This is a genomic window from Streptomyces sp. NPDC005962 (genome assembly GCF_040629205.1).
In the GTDB taxonomy this organism is placed as follows: Bacteria; Actinomycetota; Actinomycetes; order Streptomycetales; family Streptomycetaceae; genus Streptomyces.
The window spans coordinates 20571-41436 of the sequence record NZ_JBEXVE010000006.1; the positions used below are offsets into that span (position 1 = coordinate 20571).

General features: G+C 71.0%; 21 protein-coding genes. 6 read left to right on the forward strand and 15 right to left on the reverse strand.

What is annotated here, in order from left to right:
• Positions 1-116 precede the first annotated feature (116 nt).
• Positions 117-1454, reverse strand: a complete 1338-nt coding sequence (locus tag ABZ370_RS12120) for a peptidoglycan-binding protein (protein WP_358619372.1) — start codon at positions 1452-1454, stop codon at positions 117-119.
• Positions 1455-1640: 186 nt separating this feature from the next.
• Between ABZ370_RS12120 and ABZ370_RS12125 the strand changes: the two genes are divergently transcribed.
• A complete protein-coding gene (locus ABZ370_RS12125) occupies positions 1641-3704 on the forward strand; it encodes an MDR family MFS transporter (protein ID WP_358619374.1) in 2064 nt (687 codons plus the stop codon).
• A 31-nt stretch (positions 3705-3735) separates the two neighbouring features.
• On the opposite strand, the gene ABZ370_RS12130 is transcribed toward ABZ370_RS12125, so the two are convergent.
• Complete coding sequence (locus tag ABZ370_RS12130) at positions 3736-4293, reverse strand: GNAT family N-acetyltransferase (RefSeq protein ID WP_358619376.1); 558 nt, start codon at positions 4291-4293, stop codon at positions 3736-3738.
• Between the two features lie 132 nt (positions 4294-4425).
• Here ABZ370_RS12130 and ABZ370_RS12135 point away from each other — a divergent pair, with 132 nt between their 5' ends.
• Together ABZ370_RS12135 and ABZ370_RS12140 are read left to right on the forward strand one after the other, a co-directional pair.
• A complete protein-coding gene (locus ABZ370_RS12135) occupies positions 4426-5064 on the forward strand; it encodes a hypothetical protein (RefSeq protein ID WP_358619377.1) in 639 nt (212 codons plus the stop codon).
• Positions 5061-5651: a hypothetical protein gene (locus ABZ370_RS12140; RefSeq protein WP_358619379.1), complete on the forward strand. Its 591-nt coding sequence runs from the start codon at positions 5061-5063 to the stop codon at positions 5649-5651. The genes ABZ370_RS12135 and ABZ370_RS12140 overlap by 4 nt, the downstream gene beginning before the upstream one ends.
• A 91-nt stretch (positions 5652-5742) precedes the next feature.
• On the opposite strand, the gene ABZ370_RS12145 is transcribed toward ABZ370_RS12140, so the two are convergent.
• The 4 genes from ABZ370_RS12145 to ABZ370_RS12160 form a co-directional block, all read right to left on the reverse strand.
• Positions 5743-6465, reverse strand: coding sequence for an alpha/beta hydrolase (locus ABZ370_RS12145; protein ID WP_358619381.1), 723 nt, complete (start codon positions 6463-6465; stop codon positions 5743-5745).
• 179 nt (positions 6466-6644) lie between these two features.
• A complete protein-coding gene (locus tag ABZ370_RS12150; RefSeq protein ID WP_358619382.1) occupies positions 6645-7352 on the reverse strand; it encodes a DUF1775 domain-containing protein in 708 nt (235 codons plus the stop codon).
• 125 nt (positions 7353-7477) lie between these two features.
• Entirely contained in the window at positions 7478-8080 is a 603-nt protein-coding gene (locus tag ABZ370_RS12155; RefSeq protein WP_358619384.1) for a sigma-70 family RNA polymerase sigma factor, read from the reverse strand.
• A 58-nt stretch (positions 8081-8138) separates the two neighbouring features.
• Positions 8139-8819 (reverse strand): hypothetical protein, encoded by a 681-nt coding sequence (locus ABZ370_RS12160; RefSeq protein ID WP_358619386.1) that lies wholly within the window; start codon positions 8817-8819, stop codon positions 8139-8141.
• A gap of 149 nt (positions 8820-8968) precedes the next feature.
• On the opposite strand from ABZ370_RS12160, the gene ABZ370_RS12165 reads away from it, so the two are divergent.
• The 3 genes from ABZ370_RS12165 (at position 8969) to ABZ370_RS12175 (ending at position 12274) form a co-directional block, all read left to right on the forward strand.
• Complete coding sequence (locus tag ABZ370_RS12165) at positions 8969-10411, forward strand: PepSY domain-containing protein (protein ID WP_358619389.1); 1443 nt, start codon at positions 8969-8971, stop codon at positions 10409-10411.
• A 220-nt stretch (positions 10412-10631) separates the two neighbouring features.
• A complete protein-coding gene (locus ABZ370_RS12170; RefSeq protein WP_358619391.1) occupies positions 10632-11939 on the forward strand; it encodes an ammonium transporter in 1308 nt (435 codons plus the stop codon).
• The gene (locus tag ABZ370_RS12175; protein WP_358619393.1) at positions 11936-12274 is read left to right on the forward strand and encodes a P-II family nitrogen regulator; all 339 of its coding nucleotides are present in this window, start codon (positions 11936-11938) and stop codon (positions 12272-12274) included. The genes ABZ370_RS12170 and ABZ370_RS12175 overlap by 4 nt, the downstream gene beginning before the upstream one ends.
• A 66-nt stretch (positions 12275-12340) precedes the next feature.
• On the opposite strand, the gene ABZ370_RS12180 is transcribed toward ABZ370_RS12175, so the two are convergent.
• The 9 genes from ABZ370_RS12180 to ABZ370_RS12220 form a co-directional block, all read right to left on the reverse strand.
• Positions 12341-13531 carry an FAD-dependent oxidoreductase gene (locus ABZ370_RS12180; protein WP_358619395.1) on the reverse strand — a complete coding sequence of 397 codons (1191 nt, stop codon included), beginning with the start codon at positions 13529-13531 and terminating at the stop codon, positions 12341-12343.
• Positions 13528-13728 carry a ferredoxin gene (locus ABZ370_RS12185; protein ID WP_358619396.1) on the reverse strand — a complete coding sequence of 67 codons (201 nt, stop codon included), beginning with the start codon at positions 13726-13728 and terminating at the stop codon, positions 13528-13530. The genes ABZ370_RS12180 and ABZ370_RS12185 overlap by 4 nt, the downstream gene beginning before the upstream one ends.
• A gap of 41 nt (positions 13729-13769) precedes the next feature.
• Positions 13770-15014 (reverse strand): cytochrome P450, encoded by a 1245-nt coding sequence (locus tag ABZ370_RS12190; protein WP_358619398.1) that lies wholly within the window; start codon positions 15012-15014, stop codon positions 13770-13772.
• A 102-nt stretch (positions 15015-15116) separates the two neighbouring features.
• Complete coding sequence (locus ABZ370_RS12195; protein WP_358619399.1) at positions 15117-15830, reverse strand: HAMP domain-containing sensor histidine kinase; 714 nt, start codon at positions 15828-15830, stop codon at positions 15117-15119.
• Between the two features lie 8 nt (positions 15831-15838).
• The gene (locus ABZ370_RS12200) at positions 15839-16576 is read right to left on the reverse strand and encodes a response regulator transcription factor (RefSeq protein ID WP_358619401.1); all 738 of its coding nucleotides are present in this window, start codon (positions 16574-16576) and stop codon (positions 15839-15841) included.
• Positions 16577-16673: 97 nt separating this feature from the next.
• Complete coding sequence (locus ABZ370_RS12205; RefSeq protein ID WP_358619402.1) at positions 16674-17000, reverse strand: antibiotic biosynthesis monooxygenase; 327 nt, start codon at positions 16998-17000, stop codon at positions 16674-16676.
• A gap of 86 nt (positions 17001-17086) precedes the next feature.
• Positions 17087-18496, reverse strand: coding sequence for an oxygenase MpaB family protein (locus ABZ370_RS12210; protein ID WP_358619856.1), 1410 nt, complete (start codon positions 18494-18496; stop codon positions 17087-17089).
• Positions 18497-18606: 110 nt separating this feature from the next.
• Positions 18607-19320 carry a polyprenyl diphosphate synthase gene (gene uppS / locus ABZ370_RS12215; protein WP_358619404.1) on the reverse strand — a complete coding sequence of 238 codons (714 nt, stop codon included), beginning with the start codon at positions 19318-19320 and terminating at the stop codon, positions 18607-18609.
• A gap of 880 nt (positions 19321-20200) precedes the next feature.
• On the reverse strand, positions 20201-20572 hold the full coding sequence (locus tag ABZ370_RS12220; protein ID WP_358619406.1) for a hypothetical protein: 372 nt from the start codon (positions 20570-20572) through the stop codon (positions 20201-20203).
• Positions 20573-20866: the final 294 nt, after the last annotated feature.

Sequence of the window (20866 nt, forward strand, 5' to 3'; positions counted from 1 at the left end):
ACCACTTTGTTCCTCCACGATACAAAGAGGTCCGCCCGTACGCCAGGGGCCGGGGGTGTCTTTCGACACCACCCCCGGCACCACCCGCCTCGGATTCGTCGTTCTACGCCGTCGTTCTACGGCTCGTCGGTCCGGGATTCGAGGTCGCGGCGGGTGTTCTCGCCGTAGACCCCTTCTGGGTCCCCCTTGATGTCGTACCGGTCCTGGTACGACGCGACCGCGTCCTTCACCCCGTCGTCGTACTTGCCGTCCGCGACGCCGAGGTACAGCAGCAGCTGGGTCAGCCGCTTCTGCAGCTCGGTGACCTCGGCCCCGCTGTCGCCCTCGCTCAGCACCGGCGGTCCGGTGGGCTCGGGAGTCTTGGGGGGCTCGTCGGTCGGGGACTGGGTCGGCCGTTCGGTCTTCTCCGGCGTGCTGGGCGTACCGGGGTTGTCCGGCTTCGGGTCGGCGGCCGGGCGGCTCGTGGGCGGCGCCGCGGGCGTACGGGGCGCCGGTGGTGCCGCACGGTCCTGGTTCCGGCTCGTGCTCGGCGGCTTCGCGGGGGACTCTGTGGTGCGGGGCTTCTTGCTCGGGGTGGCGGTGTGGGACGGGGTGGTGCCCTCGTCCTCGGCCGGTGGCAGGTCCGGGGCGCTGGTCTGCGTCTCGGCGAGGGCGCCGTCGCCGCGCTTGCCGCTGTCCTTGTTTCCGCCCAGCAGGCCGGTGGTGAAGGCCAGCGTTCCGGCCACGATCACCGCGGCGGCCCCCGCGACCGCCGTGGCGACGGGCTTGCGGCGGTTCTTGCGGTGGCGGCTGGCGCCGTCGTCGGCATTGCTGACGGTCTCGTCGTGGGGTCCGTCGGCCCCGCCGCCGTGTCCTTCTCCCTTAAGAAGGGCTCCTGCTCCTGCTCCCGTTCCCGTGAAGGCCCCCTTGGCGGCCCCCGGGGCGGCGCTGTCGCGGCGGCCCGCCGCGGTGATGCGGTCGATCACCCGGGTGCGGTCGACGGGCCCTCCGGGGGTGATGCGGTCGACCGGGGTGATGGGCGCGATGCGGTCGATCACCTGGGTCTCGTCGGCGGCGTCTCCGCCCTCGCCGGGCTTCGGCCCGGACCGCGGTCCGGATTCCGCCGTGGCGGGTGCCGCTTCGTCCTTCGCTTTGCGGAAGAACTTCCCGACGTCGCGCGGACGGGGTCCGGACCCGCGGTCGCCGGAGAGTCTGAGGTACGGACGGATGGCGCGTGGCTGGCTGCCGGCCCGCGGGCCGCCGTCCGCCCGGGCGCCGGTCGTCCGGCCGTCGTTCGTCTGGTCGCCAGTGGTCCGCTGGTCGTCGGTGGTCTGCGCACTGGTGCCGCCGGTCATGGGCCCGGTCGCCGGTCCGGGCGTCGGTCCCGCGGTGGTGGCGCGTGCGGCGCACGCACAGCTGGCTCGGCCGTTCGCGCGGAACGGTGCGTAGCAGTGCGGGCAGGAATCTGCCGTCACGAAATTTCCCTCCCTGTACTTCGCTGCGATTATGCGCATCTGATCGGCTTCCGCGCATGCGTTCGTCGTCAGGGGAGGTGCCGGGTACGTCACGGACGAACCGGCCCGGCCGACCGTAACAGGGCATAAAGGGCGCGTTGGGGTGAGGATGGGAGGGCGAGCAGCCGAGGAGTCCGAGGAGTCGTCATGGCGCAGGACGCCGACCGCCCGACTCCGATCCCGGACCCCGTGGTTCCGGGCCCCGAGGAGGCGCGGCCGAAGCGCACGGTCCTGGTGGCCATCGGCGCGCTGCTGCTCGGCATGCTGCTCGCCGCGCTCGACCAGACCATCGTCTCCACCGCGCTGCCGACCATCGTCAGCGACCTCGGCGGTCTCGACCATCTGTCCTGGGTGGTGACCGCTTATCTGCTCGCCTCCACCGCCGCGACCCCGCTCTGGGGCAAGCTCGGCGACCAGTACGGGCGCAAGAAGCTCTTCCAGGCCGCGATCGTCATCTTCCTGACCGGCTCGGCGCTGTGCGGGCTCGCCCAGAACATGGGGCAGCTGATCGCCTTCCGCGGGCTCCAGGGGCTGGGCGGCGGCGGGCTGATCGTGCTGTCGATGGCCATCGTCGGCGATATCGTCCCGCCCCGTGAACGCGGCCGCTACCAGGGGCTCTTCGGTGCCGTCTTCAGCTGCACCAGTGTGCTGGGGCCGCTGCTCGGCGGGCTCTTCGTCGACCAGCTCAGCTGGCGCTGGGTGTTCTACATCAACCTCCCCGTCGGCGTCGTCGCGCTGCTCGTGATCGCCTCCGTCCTGCACATCCCGGTCAGCCGCACCCGCCACACCATCGACTACCTCGGCACCGCGCTCATCGCCGGAGTGGCCGCCACCCTGGTGCTGATGGCCTCGCTCGGCGGTGTCAGCTTCGGCTGGGGGTCCTGGCAGATCGTCGGGCTCGCGGTGCTCGGCGCCGTCCTGCTGATCTCCTTCGTATACGTGGCGCGGCGGGCCGCCGAACCGGTGCTGCCGCTGAAGCTCTTCCGCAGCCGCACCTTCACGCTCTGCGCGGTCATCGGCTTCGTCGTCGGCTTCGCGATGTTCGGCAGCATGGTCTATCTGCCGACGTTCCTCCAGATCGTCCAGGGCGTCTCGCCGACCCTCTCCGGCGTCCATATGCTGCCGATGGTCCTCGGCATGCTGCTCTGCTCCACCGTCTCCGGCGAACTCGTCAGCCGCACCGGCCGCTACAAGGTCTTCCCGATCCTGGGCACCGCCGTCACCGGCATCGGGCTGCTGCTCCTGCACCAGCTGCGCGAGACCAGCGGGGTCGTCGAGACCAGCGCCTACTTCTTCGTCTTCGGCTGCGGCCTCGGACTGGTCATCCAGGTGCTGGTGCTGATCGTGCAGAACTCGGTGAGCTACCAGGACCTGGGCGTCGCCACCTCCGGCGCGACGTTCTTCCGCTCCATCGGCGCCTCCTTCGGCGTGTCCGTCTTCGGTTCGATCTTCGCGGGCAACCTGACGCCCAAGATCGCCGACGCGCTCGCCGGGCGGTCGCTGCCCCCGGGCGTCACCCCCGCCGGGCTCGCCGCCGACCCCCGCGCCGTCGGGCGGCTGCCATCGGGCCAGCGGGCCGGGGTGGTGCACGCGTACGCGATCTCCATCACCGACGTGTTCCTGTACGCGGTCCCGGTCGTGCTGGTCGCCTTCGTCCTCGCCTGGTTCCTGCGGGAGGAGCCGCTGCGCGCCAGCGTCACCGCGCCGGAGGGCGGCGAGGTCCTGGCCAGCAACCCCGTCCAACGCTCCTCGTACGACGAATGCGCGCGGGCGCTGTCCCTGCTGGGCAGCCGCGAGGGCCGCCGGAAGATCTACGTCGACATCACCGAGCGGGCCGGGTTCGACCTGCTCCCGGCCACGAGCTGGATGCTGCTGCGCATCCGTCACTACGGCTCGGTCGAGCCCGCCGTCCTGGCCGAGCGCACGCCCGTACCGCTGCGGGCCATCACCGGCGCGGCGCGCCAGATCGAGGAACGCGGGCTCGGCGTGCGCTACGGGCTCGATCTGACCCTGACCTCCAGGGGCCGGGAGGTCGCCGACCGCCTCTTCCGGGCGCGCGAGGCGTCGCTGGCCGAGCTGCTGGGTGACTGGTGGTCACCGGACCGGCCGACGGATCTGGTCGAGCTGGTGGACGAGCTGTCGCGGGAGATGTGCGGCTGCGACGCCGAACGCCCCTGGCGCCGGGAGCCGCCCCGGAAGCCGCCTCGGTGAGCCGCCCCGGTGAGCTGTAGGGCGGCGTCGTTCAGACGAGGTCCTTGGCCATCCACACTTCGGCGTACGGCCCCTCGCTGAACGCCGGTACGTCCCGGTAGCCGTGGCGTGCGTACAGCGCCCGCGCCTCGACCAGGTCGCGCCGGGTGTCCAGCACGATCCGTACGACGCCCAGGCGCCCCGCGGCACTCTCCACGGCCGCGAGCAGCGCGGCGCCCCCGCCGAGCCCGCGCTTGCCGGGGCGCAGGAACACCCGCTTCAGCTCCCCGGTATGGCCCTTGCTTTTACGGCCCTTGTTTGTACAGCCGTCCCGCCGCCGCAGCCCCGCGCAACCGGCCACGTCGCCGTTGTGACGCGCCACCAGCAGCATGCCGTCCGGTGGGGCCAGGTCGTCGCTGGGCATCTCCCGCAGCGCCCGCTCGACCTCCTCGTGCGTCGCGTCGCGCCCCTCGTGGAGGCGGTAGTAGCGGTCGGCCACGTCGGTCATGTACTCGCGCAGCAGCGTGGCCGCGACGGGGTCGGTGACGGGCCGCGCGGCGACGGTCCAGGACGGGGCGGCGGCGTACGGCGCCTCGGGGGTACGGGGCATGACCGGCATCCTGGCACCCACCGGTCACCGAACGCATCGCCATTTGAGGCAGTTTGAGCGTGGGGGAGCGGGCTACCCGGCGTCCCAGAGCCCCCGAACAGCGGGGCACCTGCGGGAAGGCAGTAGCAGACCATGTCAACTGGCGCGATCATCATCGTGGTTGTCGCGGTCGTCCTGGCGGTCGCGCTCGCCGCGGTCATCGTACGTGCGCGTGGGGGCGGCAGGAAGAATGCTCTGCGGCGCCACTTCGGACCCGAGTACGACCTGAACGTCGCCGAGCACGCGGGCGACACCAGGGCGGCGGAGCGCGAACTCGACGACCGGCTGCGACGGTACCGAGATCTCAAGACCGAACCCCTCCCCGGCGAGCTGCGCGAGCGCTATCTGGCCGAATGGGTGGGCACTCAGGAACAGTTCATCGAGTCCCCGGAATACGCGGTGGCCGGGGCGGACCAGCTGCTCGCCCGCCTCGCGCGGGACCGCGGCTATCCGTCGGACGGCTACGAGGAGCAGGTCGCGGCCCTGTCCGTGCACCACGCGGACTGTGTGCAGGGCTACCGGCAGCTCCACGTCGCGGCCGCCCGCGCCCGTGAGGGCCGGGCCGACACCGAGGAGCTGCGCGAGGCCGTGGTGCACGCCCGGCCGTTCTTCGAGGAACTGGTGAAACCGCCCCACCACGCGTCCGACGGGCAGGAGGGGCATCAGGGGCATGCCGGGAGGACCGGCAGGAAGACCCACGGCTGGCACATCGGGAAGGCCGGTGCGCGATGAAGGACAACGGCCCGGAGCGGAACCACGGCCCGGCAGTGAACCGCGGCGCGGCAGCGAACCGCGCCCCCGACGTCAACAGGGGCCCGGCGGCGAACCGCGGCCCCGAAGTCGACCGGGGCCCGGAAGTCAACCACGGCCTGGAGGCGGACTACGGCCCCGAGCACAACGACGGCCACCGTCGGCACGGCCTGGAGAAGCACGAAGTGCCGCCCCTCGGCGGGCCGACGGGCGGTACGGAGACGACGAACACCCCTGACGGGCTGCCGGACGGGTCTCCGGACGGGCTCCCGGACGGGCCTCCGCAAGGGCCCAGCTTCCCCGTCCTGCCGACGAGCGAGCACGACAAGCTGAACCAGCGTCTGCGGTACGCGGTCAGCGGCTTCGTGGACGCCCCGCGCGGCTCGGTGGAAGAGGCGGACACCCTCCTCGAAGAGATCTCGGCCCGGCTGGTCGATCTCCTCGCCGAACGCCGCCACACCCTCCGCGCCGCCTGGCACGAAGGCGCCGAGGGCACCGCGGAGACGGAGGAGCTGCGTCTGGCCATGCGCGGCTACCGCAACGTCCTGGAGCGGCTGCTCAGCATCTGAGCCCTCCGTCTCCCCGTCCGGCCGCCGTCCGGAGATCGTTCCGGGTGGCGGCCGGGCGGAGTGCGGCGTCAGCGGTCAGGCGAGCGGCGTCCTACTTCAGGTGTCGGCCGAAGAACCGGTTCCCGTCGTCCAGCTCGAACCATGGGGTGCCGGTGTGCCCGCCCATATTGGCGTGCAGCGTCTTCTCCTTGGTGCCGAAGGCGTCGAACAGGTCCAGGGCCCGCTGCCGGGGGTTTCCTTCGTCGTCCCACTGCAGCAGGAGCAGCAGCGGAACGGTGACCTGCCGGGCCTCCTCGCGCTGGGCGCGGGGCACGTAACCCCCGACGAAGAAACCGGCGGCCGCGATGCGCGGTTCGACCACCGCCAGGCGGATGCCGAGGGCGGTCCACCCCGAGTACCCGACCGGGCCGCCGATCTCGGGCAGCGCGAGGAGGGCGTCCAGGGTGGTCCGCCATTCCGGGACCGCCTTTTCGACCAGCGGGCCGACGAGGGACTCGAAGATCTCGTCGACCGGTTCGCCGGTCCGCATCGCCCGGCGGATGTCGGCGCGAGCCTGCTCGTCGGCGGCGGAACGGGGCCGGTCACCGCACCCGGCGGCGTCGATGGTGGCCACCGCGTAGCCGTACGCCGTGGTGTGCCGGGCCCGGGCCACCAGCCGGGCCTGACTCTTGGGCAGGCCGTTGTTGTGGGCCATCAGGATCAGCGGGACCGGTGCGGTGGATTCAGGCGTCCACAGGGTGCCGGGGATCTCGCCGAGGGTGAATTCGCGTTCGAGGACGCCGTCGTCGAGGCGCTGCTCGGAAGTGAATCGCATGGTCGTGCCTTTCGGGAGTGCGCGTGAACGGCGCTCCCGGACGACCTATCGCCCGACCGTGACCCCGGAGGGGAGCACCCATGTCGATACTGCGTTCACGGGTACCACCTCCTCGTTCTCTCGCACGGCCTCCGGAAAAGTAGCAGTGGTCACTGTGGTCCGCCAACGGGTTTTCGCGGTCAGGCCGAGCGGCGCTGTTTGAACACCCACAGGCCTCCGCCCGCGACGACCAGGACGCCGATGCCGATGCCGATCGCGGTGGCGGCGCCCCCGTTGCCGCTCTCCTCCTCGTCCGCCTTCTCCTTCGTCGACTCGCCGGAAGCCTTGTCCGACGCCTTGTCGGACGGCTTGTCGGCGTCCTTCGACGGCGGGGGCGAGGACGCCGACGGCTTGGACCCGGCGGCCGCCGCCTTCAGTTCGAGGACGGGCGCGGGCTCCTCCGGCTCCGGGCCGTCGCCGGGCAGCTCGATCCACCGCGAGACCTTGCCGTCGCTGTAGGTCTCGATGGTCTTGAACGCCAGCGACTTCGCGTCGGGCAACTGCCGCACCTTGACCTTGTGGACGGCGTTCGTCCCCACGGCCAGCTTCGGCCCGCTGATGGTGTAGCCGTCCTTCGTGGGCTTCATCTTCCAGCCCTTCGGCCCCTCGTCCAGCGTGACGTCCCCTGGTGCGATGCCTTCGGGCAGCACCACGCGCACATCGGTGAAGCCGGCGGACTCCGACTCGGCCTCGCCCGTGAAGGTGAGGACGACGTCCTTGGCCAGCGCCTGCGGGGTGGAGGCCGTGACCTCCGCATGTGCGGACGCGGGACCCGCGAAGACGATCGTCGCGGCGATCGCGGCGGCGCTCACGGCACCGATACGGCGGATCGTACGAACAGTTGACATCTGACAGGCTCCTCAAAACAGATGACAGACGGTGAAATATGTCAGCTGATAGCTGATATCTGGCAGCTGATATCCGGCAGCTGACAGCTGGTAGCCGTCAGCTGCCAGCTGTCAGCGGCTATCGGTCAGCCGCAGGACGGCACCGGGACGTCCCGGTCCGCCGCCCGCAGCAGCGCGGTCATGTGCTCGCGGGCACGGGACACCCGGGACCGAACGGTCCCCACGGGGCAGCCCGTGGCCGAGGCGGCGTCGGCGTAGGGGAGCCCGAGCAGCTGGGTCAGGACGAACGCCTCGCGGCGCGGGGCGTCCAGCGTCGCCAGCAGTTCGAGCAGGGCCACGCCCTCCTCGAAGCCGGGCAGCCCGGCGGGCTGCGCCCGTTCGGCGAGCGCCCGCCAGTCGGTCGTCTCGGCGATACGGGGGCGGGCGGCCGCGGCGCGGTAGCGGTCGGCGACCGCGCGACGGGCGATCGACAGCAGCCAGGTGCGGGCGCAGGAGCGCCCGGCGAACCGGGGCAGCCCGGCCAGCGCCCGCAGGTACGTCTCCTGGGTCAGGTCGTCGGCGCCGTGCGCGTCGCCGCTCAGATGGACGACGAAGCGCCAGACGTCGAGATGGGTGGCGCGGATGAAGTGCTCGACGGCGTTCGCGTCGCCGTCGCGGGCGTCCAGCGCCCATGCGGTGATCTGTTGATCGCGATCCTGTTGTACGTCCTGTACGAGGGCAGGGGGCATCGCCTGTTGTCCTCCGGAAGTCACGGGCTTCCGCCCGTCACCGGTCGGGACAGGCGGGTCAGATGGGCACGGGACCCACCGGAGGACCTCTGCGGGCGACCACGTAGTGGAGGAGCGCCGCGCGCAGCGCCCGCCCGGCCCCCGGACGCGCCGGAAGGCGACGGGTGGGCAGCGGCAGGGCGTCCGCGCCCAGCAGACGCAGGACCAGGCGCAGCGGTACGAAGACGGCGGCCGCGAGCGTACGGCCCAGCCGGAACGCGGCGGCCTCGCCGCGCCACAGCCACAGCCCGCACACCAGCGCGGCCAGCGCGTGGGCCAGCACCATGCCGGGTGTGATGCCGTCCGCCGCCGACGCCAGGTGCGCGTCGGCCATCCCGGCCATGCCCCGCACGCTCTCCATGCCCTCCGCGCCGGGGCCGCCGCTCATGCCCCCGGCGCCGTGCGCGCCATGATTCATGGGGGCCTGCGGGAGCGGCACGGACTGCGAGAAGTGGAACAGCAGGTGCAGCAAGAGCTGCGCCCCCACCGTCGCCCCGGTCACGAGCGCGCCCCCGCGCTGTCGGCCCGTCAGCCACCATGCCGCGGAGGCGGTGGCGAGGAACGCCGCGCCCAGCATCTGCCACGACACGGCCCCGCCTGACATCACCGCGTGGCCCAGAGCCGCCATCACCACGCACACCACCGCGAAGATCGCGGCACGTGTGGTGCGCAGAGCCGGGCCGGGTGTCATGGCGGTCATCGTGCCATCGACCTCGGGCGACGGTGCGGACTCGTCCCAAGTTGATAAAACGCGCGCCTGTGACGTAGGCCACAAATCGCGCCGGAACTCAACCCCCCTCCGCCCCGACTACTGGACGAGCACGCCACCCCCGAACCAGGAGAGCCGCCATGCCCACCGACGAACACGTCGCCCCGGCCCCCGGCGCCGATGACGACGTGGCCGACCGGCGGGACACCCCTGCCCGCCCGGTCCGGTCCGTGCTGCGCCCCCTGGTGCTGCGGCTGCACTTCTACGCCGGTGTCCTCGTCGCCCCGTTCCTGCTGATCGCGGCCACCACCGGACTGCTGTACGCGGGCTCGTACCAGGCTGAGAAGGTCATATACGGCCATGAGCTGCGCGTCCCGGCCGGTGACACCAAGTTGCCCCTCTCCCGGCAGATCGACGCCGCCCGCGAGGCCCACCCGGAGGGCACGATCAGCGCCGTGCGCCCGTCGCCGGACGACACCGCGACCACCCGGGTGCTGCTCTCCGGGGTGAAGGGGGTCGCCGAGGGGCACACCCGCGCCGTCTTCGTCGACCCGTACACCGCGAAGGTGCGCGGCGCGCTGGAGCAGTACGGCAGCACCGGCGCCCTGCCGCTGCGCACCTGGATCGACGAGTTCCACCGCGATCTGCACCTCGGCGAGAGCGGCCGTCTCTACAGCGAACTCGCCGCCAGCTGGCTGTGGGTGATCACCGGTGGCGGACTGCTGCTCTGGTTCGCCCGCCGCCGTAACAAGCGCGCCACCACCCCCGCCGCCACGCCCACGGCCGCCCCCGCCGGCGGGCGCCGCCGTACCCTCGCGCTGCACAGCGGCGTCGGTGTCTGGGTGGCGGCGGGGCTGTTCTTCCTGTCCGCCACCGGGCTCACTTGGTCCACGTACGCCGGGGCGAACGTCACCGACCTGCGCGCCGCCGTCGGCCAGACCACCCCGGCCGTGGCCTCCGGGCTCACCGGTGAACACGCCGGTCACGGCGCCATGCCGGGGATGGACATGGGCGGTTCGGGCGGCGAGCACCAGGCCACCGACGTGGGCTACGACGCCGTGCTGAAGGCCGCCCGGGCGAAGGGCCTCGGCGACCCGGTCGAGATCGTGCCGCCCTCCGGCCCGAGCGCCGGGTACACGGTCAGCCAGATCCAGCGCAGTTGGCCGGAGAAGCAGGACGCGGTCGCCGTCGCCCCGGCCACCGGCGAGGTCACCGACACCGTGCGGTTCGCCGACTACCCGCTGCTGGCCAAGCTGAGCCGGTGGGGCATCGACCTCCACACCGGAGTCCTCTTCGGCATCGTCAACCAACTCGCCCTGGCGGCACTCGCCCTCTCCCTGATCCTGATCATCGTGTGGGGCTACCGCATGTGGTGGCAGCGCGGCCGCACCGGTGCGTTCGGCCGCCCCTTCCCGCGCGGCGCCTGGCGGCAGGTGCCGGGGTACGTCCTGGCCCCGCTGGCCGTCGGGATCGCCGTGGTGGGCTACTACCTGCCGCTGCTGGGCATCCCCCTGGTCGCGTTCCTGGCCGTGGACATCGCGGCGGGCCGGATCGCCGCCCGGCGAGCAGCCCGGCGCGCCTGATGCGACGAGCGGTGCGACCACGGAGATCTCACATCTGCGCTCACTGAGAGTGCCCATGTGGCGTGCGCCACGGTGAACGAGGGGAAACGCCGACGCAACACGAAACGTGGCGGAAACACGTCCGTGCGCGAGTGGTAACGACCGAACGTGACCCTTCCCTGAGCGGCCATCGAGCACCCATCGATGCGAACCATGCCGACCGAGAAGGTGACATATCGACATGCCGACCGGATTCGATGCCGGCGACACCGCCTGGCTGCTGGCCAGCACCGCGCTCGTGCTGCTCATGACGCCAGGGCTCGCCCTGTTCTACGGCGGCATGGTGCGGGCCAAGAGCGCGCTGAACATGCTGATGATGAGCTTCGTCTCCATCGCCGTCGTCACCGTGGTCTGGCTGCTCGTCGGCTACAGCCTCGCCTTCGGCAAGGACCTCGGCGGCGCCGGACTGCTCGGCGGTCTGGAGCACGCGGGGATGCGCGGGATCGGGCCGACGACGCTGACCGGGAGCGTTCCGACGTTCCTCCACGCCGCCTTCCAGCTCACCTTCGCGATCATCACGGCCGCGCTGATCAGCGGGGCCATCGCGGACCGGGCCCGGTTCGGCGCGTGGGTGGCGTTCGTCGCGGTATGGACGCTGCTCGTATACGTTCCGGTGGCGCACTGGGTGTTCGCTCCTGGTGGCTGGATCTTGGACAAGCTGGGGGCGCTGGACTTCGCGGGCGGCACCGTCGTGGAGGTCAACTGCGGGGCGTCCGGGCTGGCGCTGGCGCTGCTGCTCGGGCCGCGGATCGGCTTCAGGAAGGAGGCCATGCGGCCGCACAACCTGCCGCTGGTGCTGCTCGGCGCCGGGCTGCTGTGGTTCGGGTGGTTCGGGTTCAACGCCGGGTCGGCGATGGGGGCGAACGGCATGGCGGCCGCCGCGTTCATCAACACCCAGGCCGCGGGCTGCACCGGGCTGCTGGGCTGGCTCGCGGTGGAGAAGATCCGCGACGGTCACGCCACCACCCTCGGCGCCGCGTCCGGCGCGGTGGCCGGACTGGTCGCGATCACCCCGTCGTGCGGTTCCGTGGGTGTCGCCGGGGCGCTGCTGATCGGGCTCGCCGCCGGGGTGCTCTGCTCGTACGCGGTGAGCTGGAAGTTCCGCTTCGGCTACGACGATTCGCTCGACGTCGTCGGCGTCCACCTGGTGGCCGGGATCGTCGGCACCGTGCTGATCGGTCTGTTCGCCACCTCCACGATGACCGGCGGCCCGGCCGGACTGCTGTCCGGGGGCGGTGCGGGACAGCTGGGCAAGCAGATCGTGGCGGTGCTGGCGGTCGGCGCGTACGCGTTCGTCATGACCTACGGCATCGGGAAGCTCATCGACCGGTTCATGGGCTTCCGGGCGGCCGAGGACGACGAACGGTCCGGACTCGACCTCGCCGTCCACGCCGAGAGCGCCTATGATCACGGAGTTCTGGGCCACGGCGTGCCGCAGAACGCCGCCCATCGCCCGCCGCGTCACCCCGACAGGACCCCGACCCCATGAAGCTGATCACGGCGATCGTCAAGCCGTTCAAGCTGGACGATGTGAAGACGGCGCTGCTGGAGATCGGTGTGCAGGGCCTCACCGTCACCGAGGCCAGCGGCTTCGGCCGGCAGCGCGGCCACACCGAGGTCTACCGAGGCGCCGAGTACCGCATCGACTACGTGCCCAAGGCGCGCATCGAGGTGGTCGTGGAGGACGCCGAGGCCGATGCCGTCATGGACGCCATCGTGACCGCCGCCCGCACCGGGCGGATCGGCGACGGCAAGGTGTGGGCCGTCCCGGTGGACGACTTCGTACGCGTACGGACGGGGGAGCGGGGACCGGACGCGGTCTGAGCCGCTTCCACCCCCCGCTCCTCCGTTCCTCCGCTCCCGGCTCCGGGCTCGCTGCTCCCGCCGGGCCTACGCCGTCGGCACGGCCCGGCCCACCGCGTCCTCCCAGCGCGCCCCGGCCGCGATCGACTGCCGCCAGGTGCGCAGCACCTTGGGCGGTATCCCCACGGCCAGCACCCCGGTCAGCCGGTCCCCGCGGCGGTACGCGGTGAGGAACCGCCGCTCCTCCAGGCCGCCCTCCACCACGGCCGTCTCCTGGTGGCCGCGCAGATGGCCGTACGCCTGGACGCGCAGGCCGTACTGGTCCGACCAGAAGTACGGCACCGGCTGATACGGACGCCGCGCCTCCGGTGCCGGGGCGAGCAGGTTGCGGGCCGCCGCCATGCCCTGCTCGGTGGCGTTCGTACGGTGCTCGATCCGCATCGCCGTGCCGAACAGCGGGTTGTGCCAGCGCGCCACGTCACCGGCCCCGTACACACCGGGGGCGGCGGCGCTGAACTCGTCGCACTCCAGCCCGTCGCCCAGCGGCAGGCCGCTATCTTCCAGCCACTCGGTGTTGGGTACCGAACCGATCGCCACGAGCACCTCGTCCGCCTCGACCGAGGTGCCGTCCGCCAGCAGCACGCCGCCGTCGGTCACCTGGGTCACCGTCACTCCGGTGCGCAGGTCCACGCCGTGGTCGAGGTGTGCCCCCGACAGCACCCGGCCGACGTCCTCGCCGACCGCGGCCGCGAGCGGCACCGGCGCCGGTTCCAGCAGCGTCACCTCCGCGCCCAGCCCGCGCGCGACGGCGGCCGCCTCGGAGCCGAGGAATCCGGCGCCGACCACCACCAGCCGCTTCCCCTCCGCGAGCCGGTCCCGCAGCGCCAGCGCGTCGTCCACCGTGCGCAGCACATGGCAGCCCGCCGGGTTCCCGGGCAGCGTGCGCGGCCGCACGCCGGTGGCGACGACCAGCCCGTCGTACGGGACTTCGGTCCCGTCGGCGAGGGCGACCGTACGCCCGGCCGGGTCGAGCCCGGTCGCGGCGGCGCCGAGCCGCAGATCGAGGCCGAGCGCGTCCAGCTCGTCCCGCCCGCGCAGCGGCAGCCGCCCGGCGTCCCACCGTCCGTCGAGGATCTGCTTGGACAGCGGCGGCCGGTCGTACGGGGGATGCGGTTCGTCGCCGACGAGGGTGACGGCACCGCCGTACCCCTCCCGGCGCAGCGTCTCCGCCGCCGCGAGCCCGGCGGCGGAGGCGCCGACCACGACGACGCGTTTCACTCCTCCTCCACCAGACGGATCGCCGCCGCCGGGCAGATCACCGCGGACTCCCGTACGTCGGTGTGGAGTTCGGCGGCGGGACGGTCGTCCAGCAGCACGACGATCCCGTCCTCCTCGCGCTGGTCGAACACATCCGGGGCGATCATCACGCACTGACCGGACGCGACACACTTGGGAACATCGACTTCCACTCGCATGGTGACTCCTCTGTCTCCCTTCGCTCCCTTTACTTCCCCGCTCACGCGTCCCAGGCCACGGGCAGTTCGTAGACGCCGTACACCAGGCCGTCGTGTTTGAACGGCAGCTCGTCGACGCCGGTCGCCAGCCGCAGGGTGGGGATGCGGCGGTAGAGCGTGCTGTAGACGACCTGGAGCTCCACCCGGGCGAGCGGCTGGCCCAGGCACTGGTGGACGCCGAAGCCGAACGCCATGTGGCGGCGGGCGTCGCGGCCGATGTCCAGCCGGTCGGGCTCGGGGAAGAGCTCCGCGTCCCGGTTGCCGGTGCCGGTGTAGACGATGATGCCGTCCCCGGCGCGGATGGTCTCGCCGCCGATCTCGATGTCCTCCAGCGCGACCCGGCTGCGGCCGTTGTGCACGATCGTCAGATAGCGGAGCAGCTCCTCCACCGCCTTGGCGACCACCTTCGGGTCGTCGGTCTCCCGCAGGGTCGCGAGCTGATCGGGGTGGACAAGCAGCGCTGCGGTGCCGAGGGCGATCATGTTGGCGGTGGTCTCATGGCCCGCGATCAGCAGCAGTACGCCCAAGGAGGCGGCCTCGCGCCGGGTCAGCTCACCGTTGTCGACCCGGGCGGCCAGCTCGGAGAGCATGTCGTCGGCGGGTTCGGCGAGTTTGGTCCCGATGAGGTCGTCCAGATAGTCGGTCAGCGCGTTGTTGGCGGCGACCGCCTCGTCCGCCGACGAGTAGCGGTTGATCATGAGCGAGCTGTTCCGCTGGAAGAACTCGTGGTCCTTGTACGGCACTCCGAGGAGCGCGCAGATCACCAGGGACGGCAGCGGCAGCGCGAGCGCGTGCACCAGATCGGCCGGGGTGGGCCCGGCCAGCATCGCGTCGATCAGATCGTCGGTGATCTTCTGGATGGCGGGCCGCATCGCCTCGACCCGCTTGATGGCGAACGGGGCGGTGACCATGCGGCGGATGCGCGCGTGCTCGGGGTCGTCCATGGAGATGAAGGAACGCCGCTGTGGGGCGCTATCGCGGAAGCCGGCGCTCGGGTGCGGGAAGCCGGGCAGCGTGGCCCGGGAACTGGCGCGCGGGTCGGCGAGCAGGGCGCGCGCGTCGGCGTACCGGGTCACCAGCCACGGGGTGCTGCCGTCCCACATCCGCACTTTCGCCACCGGCCGTTCGGCGTGCAGCGCCTGCGCGGTGGGCGGCGGGTCGAAGGGGCAACCGGCGGCCCGCGGCATCGGGTAGGCCGGAATCGGGTCTTCCGACTGGGTTGTGGTCTCTGCCAGCGTCTCGGTCATGTCTCTCCTCGGGTGGGGGATTCCAACAGGAGCGGAGCGTGTGAACCTGCGTGCACCGGGGACGTGATGACCAGCGAACCTCCCCGACCTGACGCCGCCCGGTCAGTTGCCTGACGAAATGCTGACTGTGGGCAAGGCCACAGTCACCGTCGTACCCCGGTCCGGTGCGCTGCTCACGGTCACCTCGCCGCCGTGCCGGTCGACCACCCGCCGCACGATGGTGAGCCCGAGGCCGCCGCCCGGCTCGCCGTGGTCGCCCTCGGGACGCGGCGTGGTCAGCCGGGCGACCGCCCGCGGGTCCATGCCCGGCCCCCGGTCGCCGACCGACAGTTCGACGCGCGGCTCCCCGCCGGGCCCCCGCACCGGGCCGCGCACCGCCACGGTCACCGGGGTTCCGGCGGGGGTGTGCTGCAGGGCGTTGCCCAGCAGGTTGCGGACGGCGTGCCGCAGCATCCGGTTGTCGGCGACGAGGGCCGTCCGGCCGGAGTTCTCGCGGGTGATGGGGCGTTCGGGGTCGAGCAGCCCCAGGTCCGCCACCGCCTCGTCGGCCACGTCCCGCAGATCCACCGGCGCCAGGCGGGGCGGCTGTTGCCACGAGACGTCCGAACGGGGAAACACCCGCTGGGTCGCCTCGTACATATGGTCGGCCTCCTCCTGGATGCGCCGCAGGGCGCGCACCATCAGCGCGGGGTCGTCGCTGAGGCCCTGGAGCGGGAGTTCGGCCCAGCCGCGGATGGTCGTCAGCGAGGTGCGCAGCTCGTGCAGCAGCACCTCGACCAGGCGCCGGCGCTCGTCCCCGTAGAGATCGTCGTTCATGTCGCTGTTCATGCGGCGGTGAGCCTGCCGAGCCAGTAGCCGAAGCCGCGGCGGGTGTGGATCAGCGCCGGAGCCTCCTCGTCGACCTTGTGCCGCAGACGGGAGATCAGCTTCTCGATGGCGTTGTCCCCGTAGCTCCGGTGGTCCTTGAACCACAGGTGTCCGCCGATCTGCTCCTTGGACACCACCCGCCCGGCGTTGACCAGCAGATAGCGCAGCAGCCGGTACTCGGCGGGCGTGAGGTCCAGCGCGCGGCAGCCCCGCCGGGCCTGCCGGGTCGTATCGTCCAGCACCAGATCCGCGTACCGCGGCGGCGCCTCCTCCCGCGCCCGCCGCGGCCGCCCGCGCAGCAGCACCTGCACCCGGGCCAGCACCTCGGCGATCCGGAACGGCTTGGTGACGTAGTCGTTCGCCCCGATGCCCAGCCCCGTCACCAGCGAATCCAGCGAGTCGCGGGCGGTGAGGAAGAGCACGGGCGGATGGTCCTCATCGGCGGCCACCAGCCGACGGCACACGGTGAACCCGTCCAGATCGGGCAGCATCACATCCAGGATCACCAGATCCGGCCGCTCCCGCCCCACCCGGTCCAGCGCCTCACCCCCGGTGGCCGCGGTCCCGACCTGATACCCGGCCAGCTCCAGGGTGGTCGAGAGCAGTTCGGCGATCCTGGACTCGTCGTCGACGACCAGAATGCGCTGCCCGTCCCCTCGGGCGGGCGCGGGCTTCTCGCTGACACTCCCGTACACAAGGTGACCCTAGATGAACCGCCCCTTCCGCGGCACCAGGGCCCTGACCCCCACCGATGACTTCAGGACAGGGCCCCGAGGGGTGCCGGGAACAGCCTCAGCCCTGCTTGGGTCCGGTCTGCTGGACGACCTCGAAGGACCAAAGCGTGGACCCGGACGCGGCGGGCTTCTGCTTCGGGGCGTCCTCGCCGCCGCGCTGGTGGGCGGCCTTCATGGGGCCCTCCATCCACGCCTGGAAGTCCTCCTCACTGCGCCAGCGCGTGTAGACCAGGTAGGTGTCAGTCCCTTCGATGGGACGCAGCAGTTCGAACCACTCGAAGCCGTCGGAGTTCTCCACGGTCCCGGCGCGGGAGGCGAAGCGCTTCTCCAGCACCTCGCGCTGCTCCTCGGGGACGGTCAGCACATTGATCTTGACGATGCTCATGGGGCCATCCTGCCGCATCGCAAGGGAGGCTGAGGTCTGGGGCCACGCCGCTCGGTCGGGAAGCCGCGACCGCCCTCGTGAGCGGCTCACGGCTGGGCGAGCAGAGGGTCGTAGGCTGTCGATCGCCGGCGGCCGGACATGAAGGACAGGACGTCCCCGATGAAGGCGCCGCGCGTGTAGGTACGGTCGGTGCCGACGGTGTCGCGGTGGAACGCGGTCCGGAACAGCGCCCGGTATTCGTCTGCGTCGATGTGCTGGTCGCCGTCCTTGTCCGTGGCGTCGAAGAGGACCTCGGCGACCTTGATCAGTGCCGGGCCGGCCAGGGAGGGAACGGCGGTGGCGTACTCGCGGGCGCTGACGCGGCCGTCACCGTCGATGTCCAGTGCCGTCTGGAGTTCACGCCACCAGTCGGCGTAGGCGTTGTAGAGCCTTGTTTCCTCCGGCTCCTCCAGATCGAGACGGGTGGACAGCTCGCGGGCCATGGCGGCGAGATCCGGCCAGTCCAGGTACCCGTCGCCGGTCTGGTCGAGTACCTCGCGGAAGAACTCCTCCGCACTGCGTTCGGTGCCGGTACGGGAGACGGGTTCCGGCTGCGGAGGGAGAGGCGTGATGAGCCGGATCAGGGCACCGGCCCGCCTCATTTTGTCGTGCAGGGCGGTGACCGCCCGAGCTCGCGGGTCGTCACTGTCGGGCGAGAGAGCCAGCAGATCGGCGATGGCGTCGGCCCGGAGCCAGCCGTTCGGCAGGAAGCGGGCCAGACCGACGGCCAGATACGCCCCCTGCATCAGGGTCTGGGCACCGGGCATCTCGGGCAGCCCGGCACGCCGGCGGAAGGGCTCCGGGAGCGAGGCGACGGTGATCGCCCCGATGAGCGGGCCGACGACGGCCCGGCCGGTGGCCCACAGCGTGGGCACCCCGCCCAGCAGGGCCGGAGCGGGCAGATGGTCGAACAGCTTGTAGAGGATGATCCGCATCGCCTCGGTGTTCTCCAGCTCCTGTGCCACCACCTGGTCGTAGTAGGGCCAGAACTCGGAGAGGGTGGGCGGCAGGTGACCGGACGCGTCTCCCATGGCGGCCAGATACGCCTGGAACTCGGCGTACAGCCCCTCCATGACGTGCTTCTCAAGAGGCTGTCCGCTCAGTCGGCACATGGTCACGGTGCTCTCGAAGATGGTCGCCACGACCCAGGCCCGTACAGCGGGGTCCATCGCGTTGTAGGGCCGGCTCCGCGGGTCGGTTCCGTTGAGCCGTGCGTGGAGGCGGTTCAGCCGTGCCGCTTCCCGGCGCCGTACCTGTTCGTCCTCCCCGAACATGCGCTGCAGGCTGTGGAAGGTGTTGCGCAGCCGTCGCCACGGGTGGGCGACGAAAGTGGAGTTGTCGATCAGCGCGGCGCCGATCTGCGGGTGCGCGGCCTCCAGCACGGTCGCACGGACCATGGCCAGCGCCCAGCGCGGATCGTTGACGAGTTCCTGGAACCGCGAGCCCGCGCCGAACAACGACTCCTGTCCGTTCTCCTGTCCGTTCGCCGTGCTCGGCCGTGACGTACCGCCGTCGAACTCGGCCGCATTGTCCTGGGCGCTGTCGGGGTGTCCGTCATCTGCGATGGTCACGATCGGGGGTCTCCGTTCCGCTCGGGCGGCACACCGCCGAAGCGGCGGTCGCGTTGCCGGTAGGTGTGCAGGCATTCGAGGAAGTGCGGCGCGCGGAAGTCGGGCCACAGCACTGTCGGGAAGACCCATTCCGCGTAGGCGACCTGCCAGAGCATGAAGTTGGAGATGCGCTGTTCCCCCGAGGTTCGGATGACCAGATCCACGTCGGGTGTGTCAGGGAAGGGCAGATGGGCGGCGAAACTCCGCTCGTCCACCGCCTCGGCCGCCACACCCGCGCGGATCAGTGACCGCGCGGCCGCGACGATGTCCCCGCGTCCGCCGTGATCGAACGCGACGGTCAAGGTCATACCTCGGTTGTCGCCGGTCAGTGTCATCAGGTCGGCGAAGTCGCGTGCCAGCGCTCGGGGAATCCTCGGGTCGCTCACCCCGAGGAAACGGCAGCGGATACCCCGGGCGTGCAGCAGCGGCGCGTGCTTGCGCACCACCCCGCGTACCAACCGCATCACATAGTCGACCTCGGCACGTGGCCGGCTCCAGTTCTCGGTGGAGAAGGCGTACAGGCTCAGCCACTCCACGCCCGCGGCCCGGGCTGCCTCGATGACGTCGATCACGGTCGTCTCCGCCGCCCGATGACCTGACGTACGCGGCAGCGACCGCTGGGCCGCCCACCGTCCGTTGCCGTCCATCACACAGGCCACGTGACGAGGCACCCTGAGTGAACGGTCACCAGCGGCGAACCGGAACGTGGAAGGGGGATCGGCGAACGCGTCGTCCGCGGTGTGCCCAATTATCACGCCAGCCCCCCGGCCCCCGACCATCGCACCTGAAGCAGAGTGCCAGCCCTCGAGCCCGAATGCCGTGCCAGAGCCACGCATTCACCCTTGGAACTCTTGCCCGAATCTGGTTGGCCCAGTTCCGGTTCACGACTGGTACCGAACCGCGTCTCAGCTGAGCGAGCTCGGACGCGCGATCGCACACAGCCCGTCTACACGACCGGGCCTGACCGTCTACCGGATGCTGCGCTTCCTATTGCGTGCGTTGTTCCCGCATCACACACTGCTAGCCGAACATGCCTTCTGGAACTCGCGGGACATCACGGAGAAACGGGGAATATTACAGTGCGGAAGAGTATTTTAGGTGCGACAGCATCTGCGTTGGCGCTCGGCGGGGTGGTGGGTTTTTCGCCCACGGCGGCCGCAGAGCCCAACCCGCCCGGTTGTGAAAAAGGGTACTTCTGCGCCTGGGACGCGAACGGCAACAGGACGCTGCATACGGCGGGGAACTGGAGCGGCCAGGCGGCTTTCGTCAGGGTATTCAACAACGGGTTCCGTTTTCCCGGTGCAGACCACGTCGACCTGACCTACTGGTACGAAGGCGACGCTACCGCTACGTCGTGCTTCCACTACAATCCTGGGCCCGGGCAGTATCAATGGACTGCCCCTCGCCAACTCGTGGCGTACAGCGTGGCGTGGCGCGGAGAATGCTGAAGTTGATGTAGATCGAGGTGGGGCAGCAATGCAACTCGGCTGTCCCACCTCGACCATTGCAGGAGCCTTCAGGAACCAGGACGGCTCCGGTGTCGCCGGACTGTCAACCAGCGTATCCCGTCTCCCAGTCGTCGCAGTCGTCGATGGCGAAGTCGACCTGCACGCAGGTACGGAAATGGACCGCTCGGTTCTTGCCGAAGTTGTGGTCGAAGGTGATGGGGTTGTTGAGGGCGGCGACACCCCAGTGCGTTCCGGTCTGCTCGTCGCCATTTATCTTGGTGTAGCGGTACTCTGCGTAGGGGCGATTGCCGTAGTTGGACTTCTTCGTGATGGTGAAGCTGTCCTCTCCCGCATTGAAGTACGTCCTCGCTACGAACTTTCCGTCGACCATGAGGTCGCTGTACGCGTCGTGCCCCGCAGCTGGTGCTGCGCTCGCGGCGGCGACCGGCAGAGTCACTGCGCTGAGTGCGAGCACTGCCCCGGCTCCCGCAGTTGCGAGAGAGCGTCGAATACGCATGGTTTCCCCTCCACTGTTGTCTGTGTGGTGCATGTATCGACCACGGCACCCGGCAATCAGAGCTGATCTGCTGTCGTCCCCTCCTGGCGCCCTGTCGATCGCGATTCCAGACTCGTCTCCTGCTGTGACCACGTCGACTCGTTTCGGTCTGGCCCGAACTGAGGTCGCCAGGGAAAATCACGGGCGTGGCATTGCGCATCCACTTCACAGCAGAGGATCTAGCCCGCACCCGTCTGGCCTCGGGCCCTCGTC

Bases quoted from the DNA above. Each gene is read 5' to 3' on its own strand.
- ABZ370_RS12125 (WP_358619374.1), top strand. From the start codon at position 1,641: ATGGCGCAGGACGCCGACCGCCCGACTCCGATCCCGGACCCCGTGGTT.
- ABZ370_RS12130 (WP_358619376.1), bottom strand. From the start codon at position 4,293: ATGCCCCGTACCCCCGAGGCGCCGTACGCCGCCGCCCCGTCCTGGACC.
- ABZ370_RS12135 (WP_358619377.1), top strand. From the start codon at position 4,426: ATGTCAACTGGCGCGATCATCATCGTGGTTGTCGCGGTCGTCCTGGCG.
- ABZ370_RS12140 (WP_358619379.1), top strand. From the start codon at position 5,061: ATGAAGGACAACGGCCCGGAGCGGAACCACGGCCCGGCAGTGAACCGC.
- ABZ370_RS12145 (WP_358619381.1), bottom strand. From the start codon at position 6,465: ATGCGATTCACTTCCGAGCAGCGCCTCGACGACGGCGTCCTCGAACGC.
- ABZ370_RS12150 (WP_358619382.1), bottom strand. From the start codon at position 7,352: ATGTCAACTGTTCGTACGATCCGCCGTATCGGTGCCGTGAGCGCCGCC.
- ABZ370_RS12155 (WP_358619384.1), bottom strand. From the start codon at position 8,080: ATGCCCCCTGCCCTCGTACAGGACGTACAACAGGATCGCGATCAACAG.
- ABZ370_RS12160 (WP_358619386.1), bottom strand. From the start codon at position 8,819: ATGACCGCCATGACACCCGGCCCGGCTCTGCGCACCACACGTGCCGCG.
- ABZ370_RS12165 (WP_358619389.1), top strand. From the start codon at position 8,969: ATGCCCACCGACGAACACGTCGCCCCGGCCCCCGGCGCCGATGACGAC.
- ABZ370_RS12170 (WP_358619391.1), top strand. From the start codon at position 10,632: ATGCCGACCGGATTCGATGCCGGCGACACCGCCTGGCTGCTGGCCAGC.
- ABZ370_RS12175 (WP_358619393.1), top strand. From the start codon at position 11,936: ATGAAGCTGATCACGGCGATCGTCAAGCCGTTCAAGCTGGACGATGTG.
- ABZ370_RS12185 (WP_358619396.1), bottom strand. From the start codon at position 13,728: ATGCGAGTGGAAGTCGATGTTCCCAAGTGTGTCGCGTCCGGTCAGTGC.
- ABZ370_RS12190 (WP_358619398.1), bottom strand. From the start codon at position 15,014: ATGACCGAGACGCTGGCAGAGACCACAACCCAGTCGGAAGACCCGATT.
- ABZ370_RS12195 (WP_358619399.1), bottom strand. From the start codon at position 15,830: ATGAACGACGATCTCTACGGGGACGAGCGCCGGCGCCTGGTCGAGGTG.
- ABZ370_RS12205 (WP_358619402.1), bottom strand. From the start codon at position 17,000: ATGAGCATCGTCAAGATCAATGTGCTGACCGTCCCCGAGGAGCAGCGC.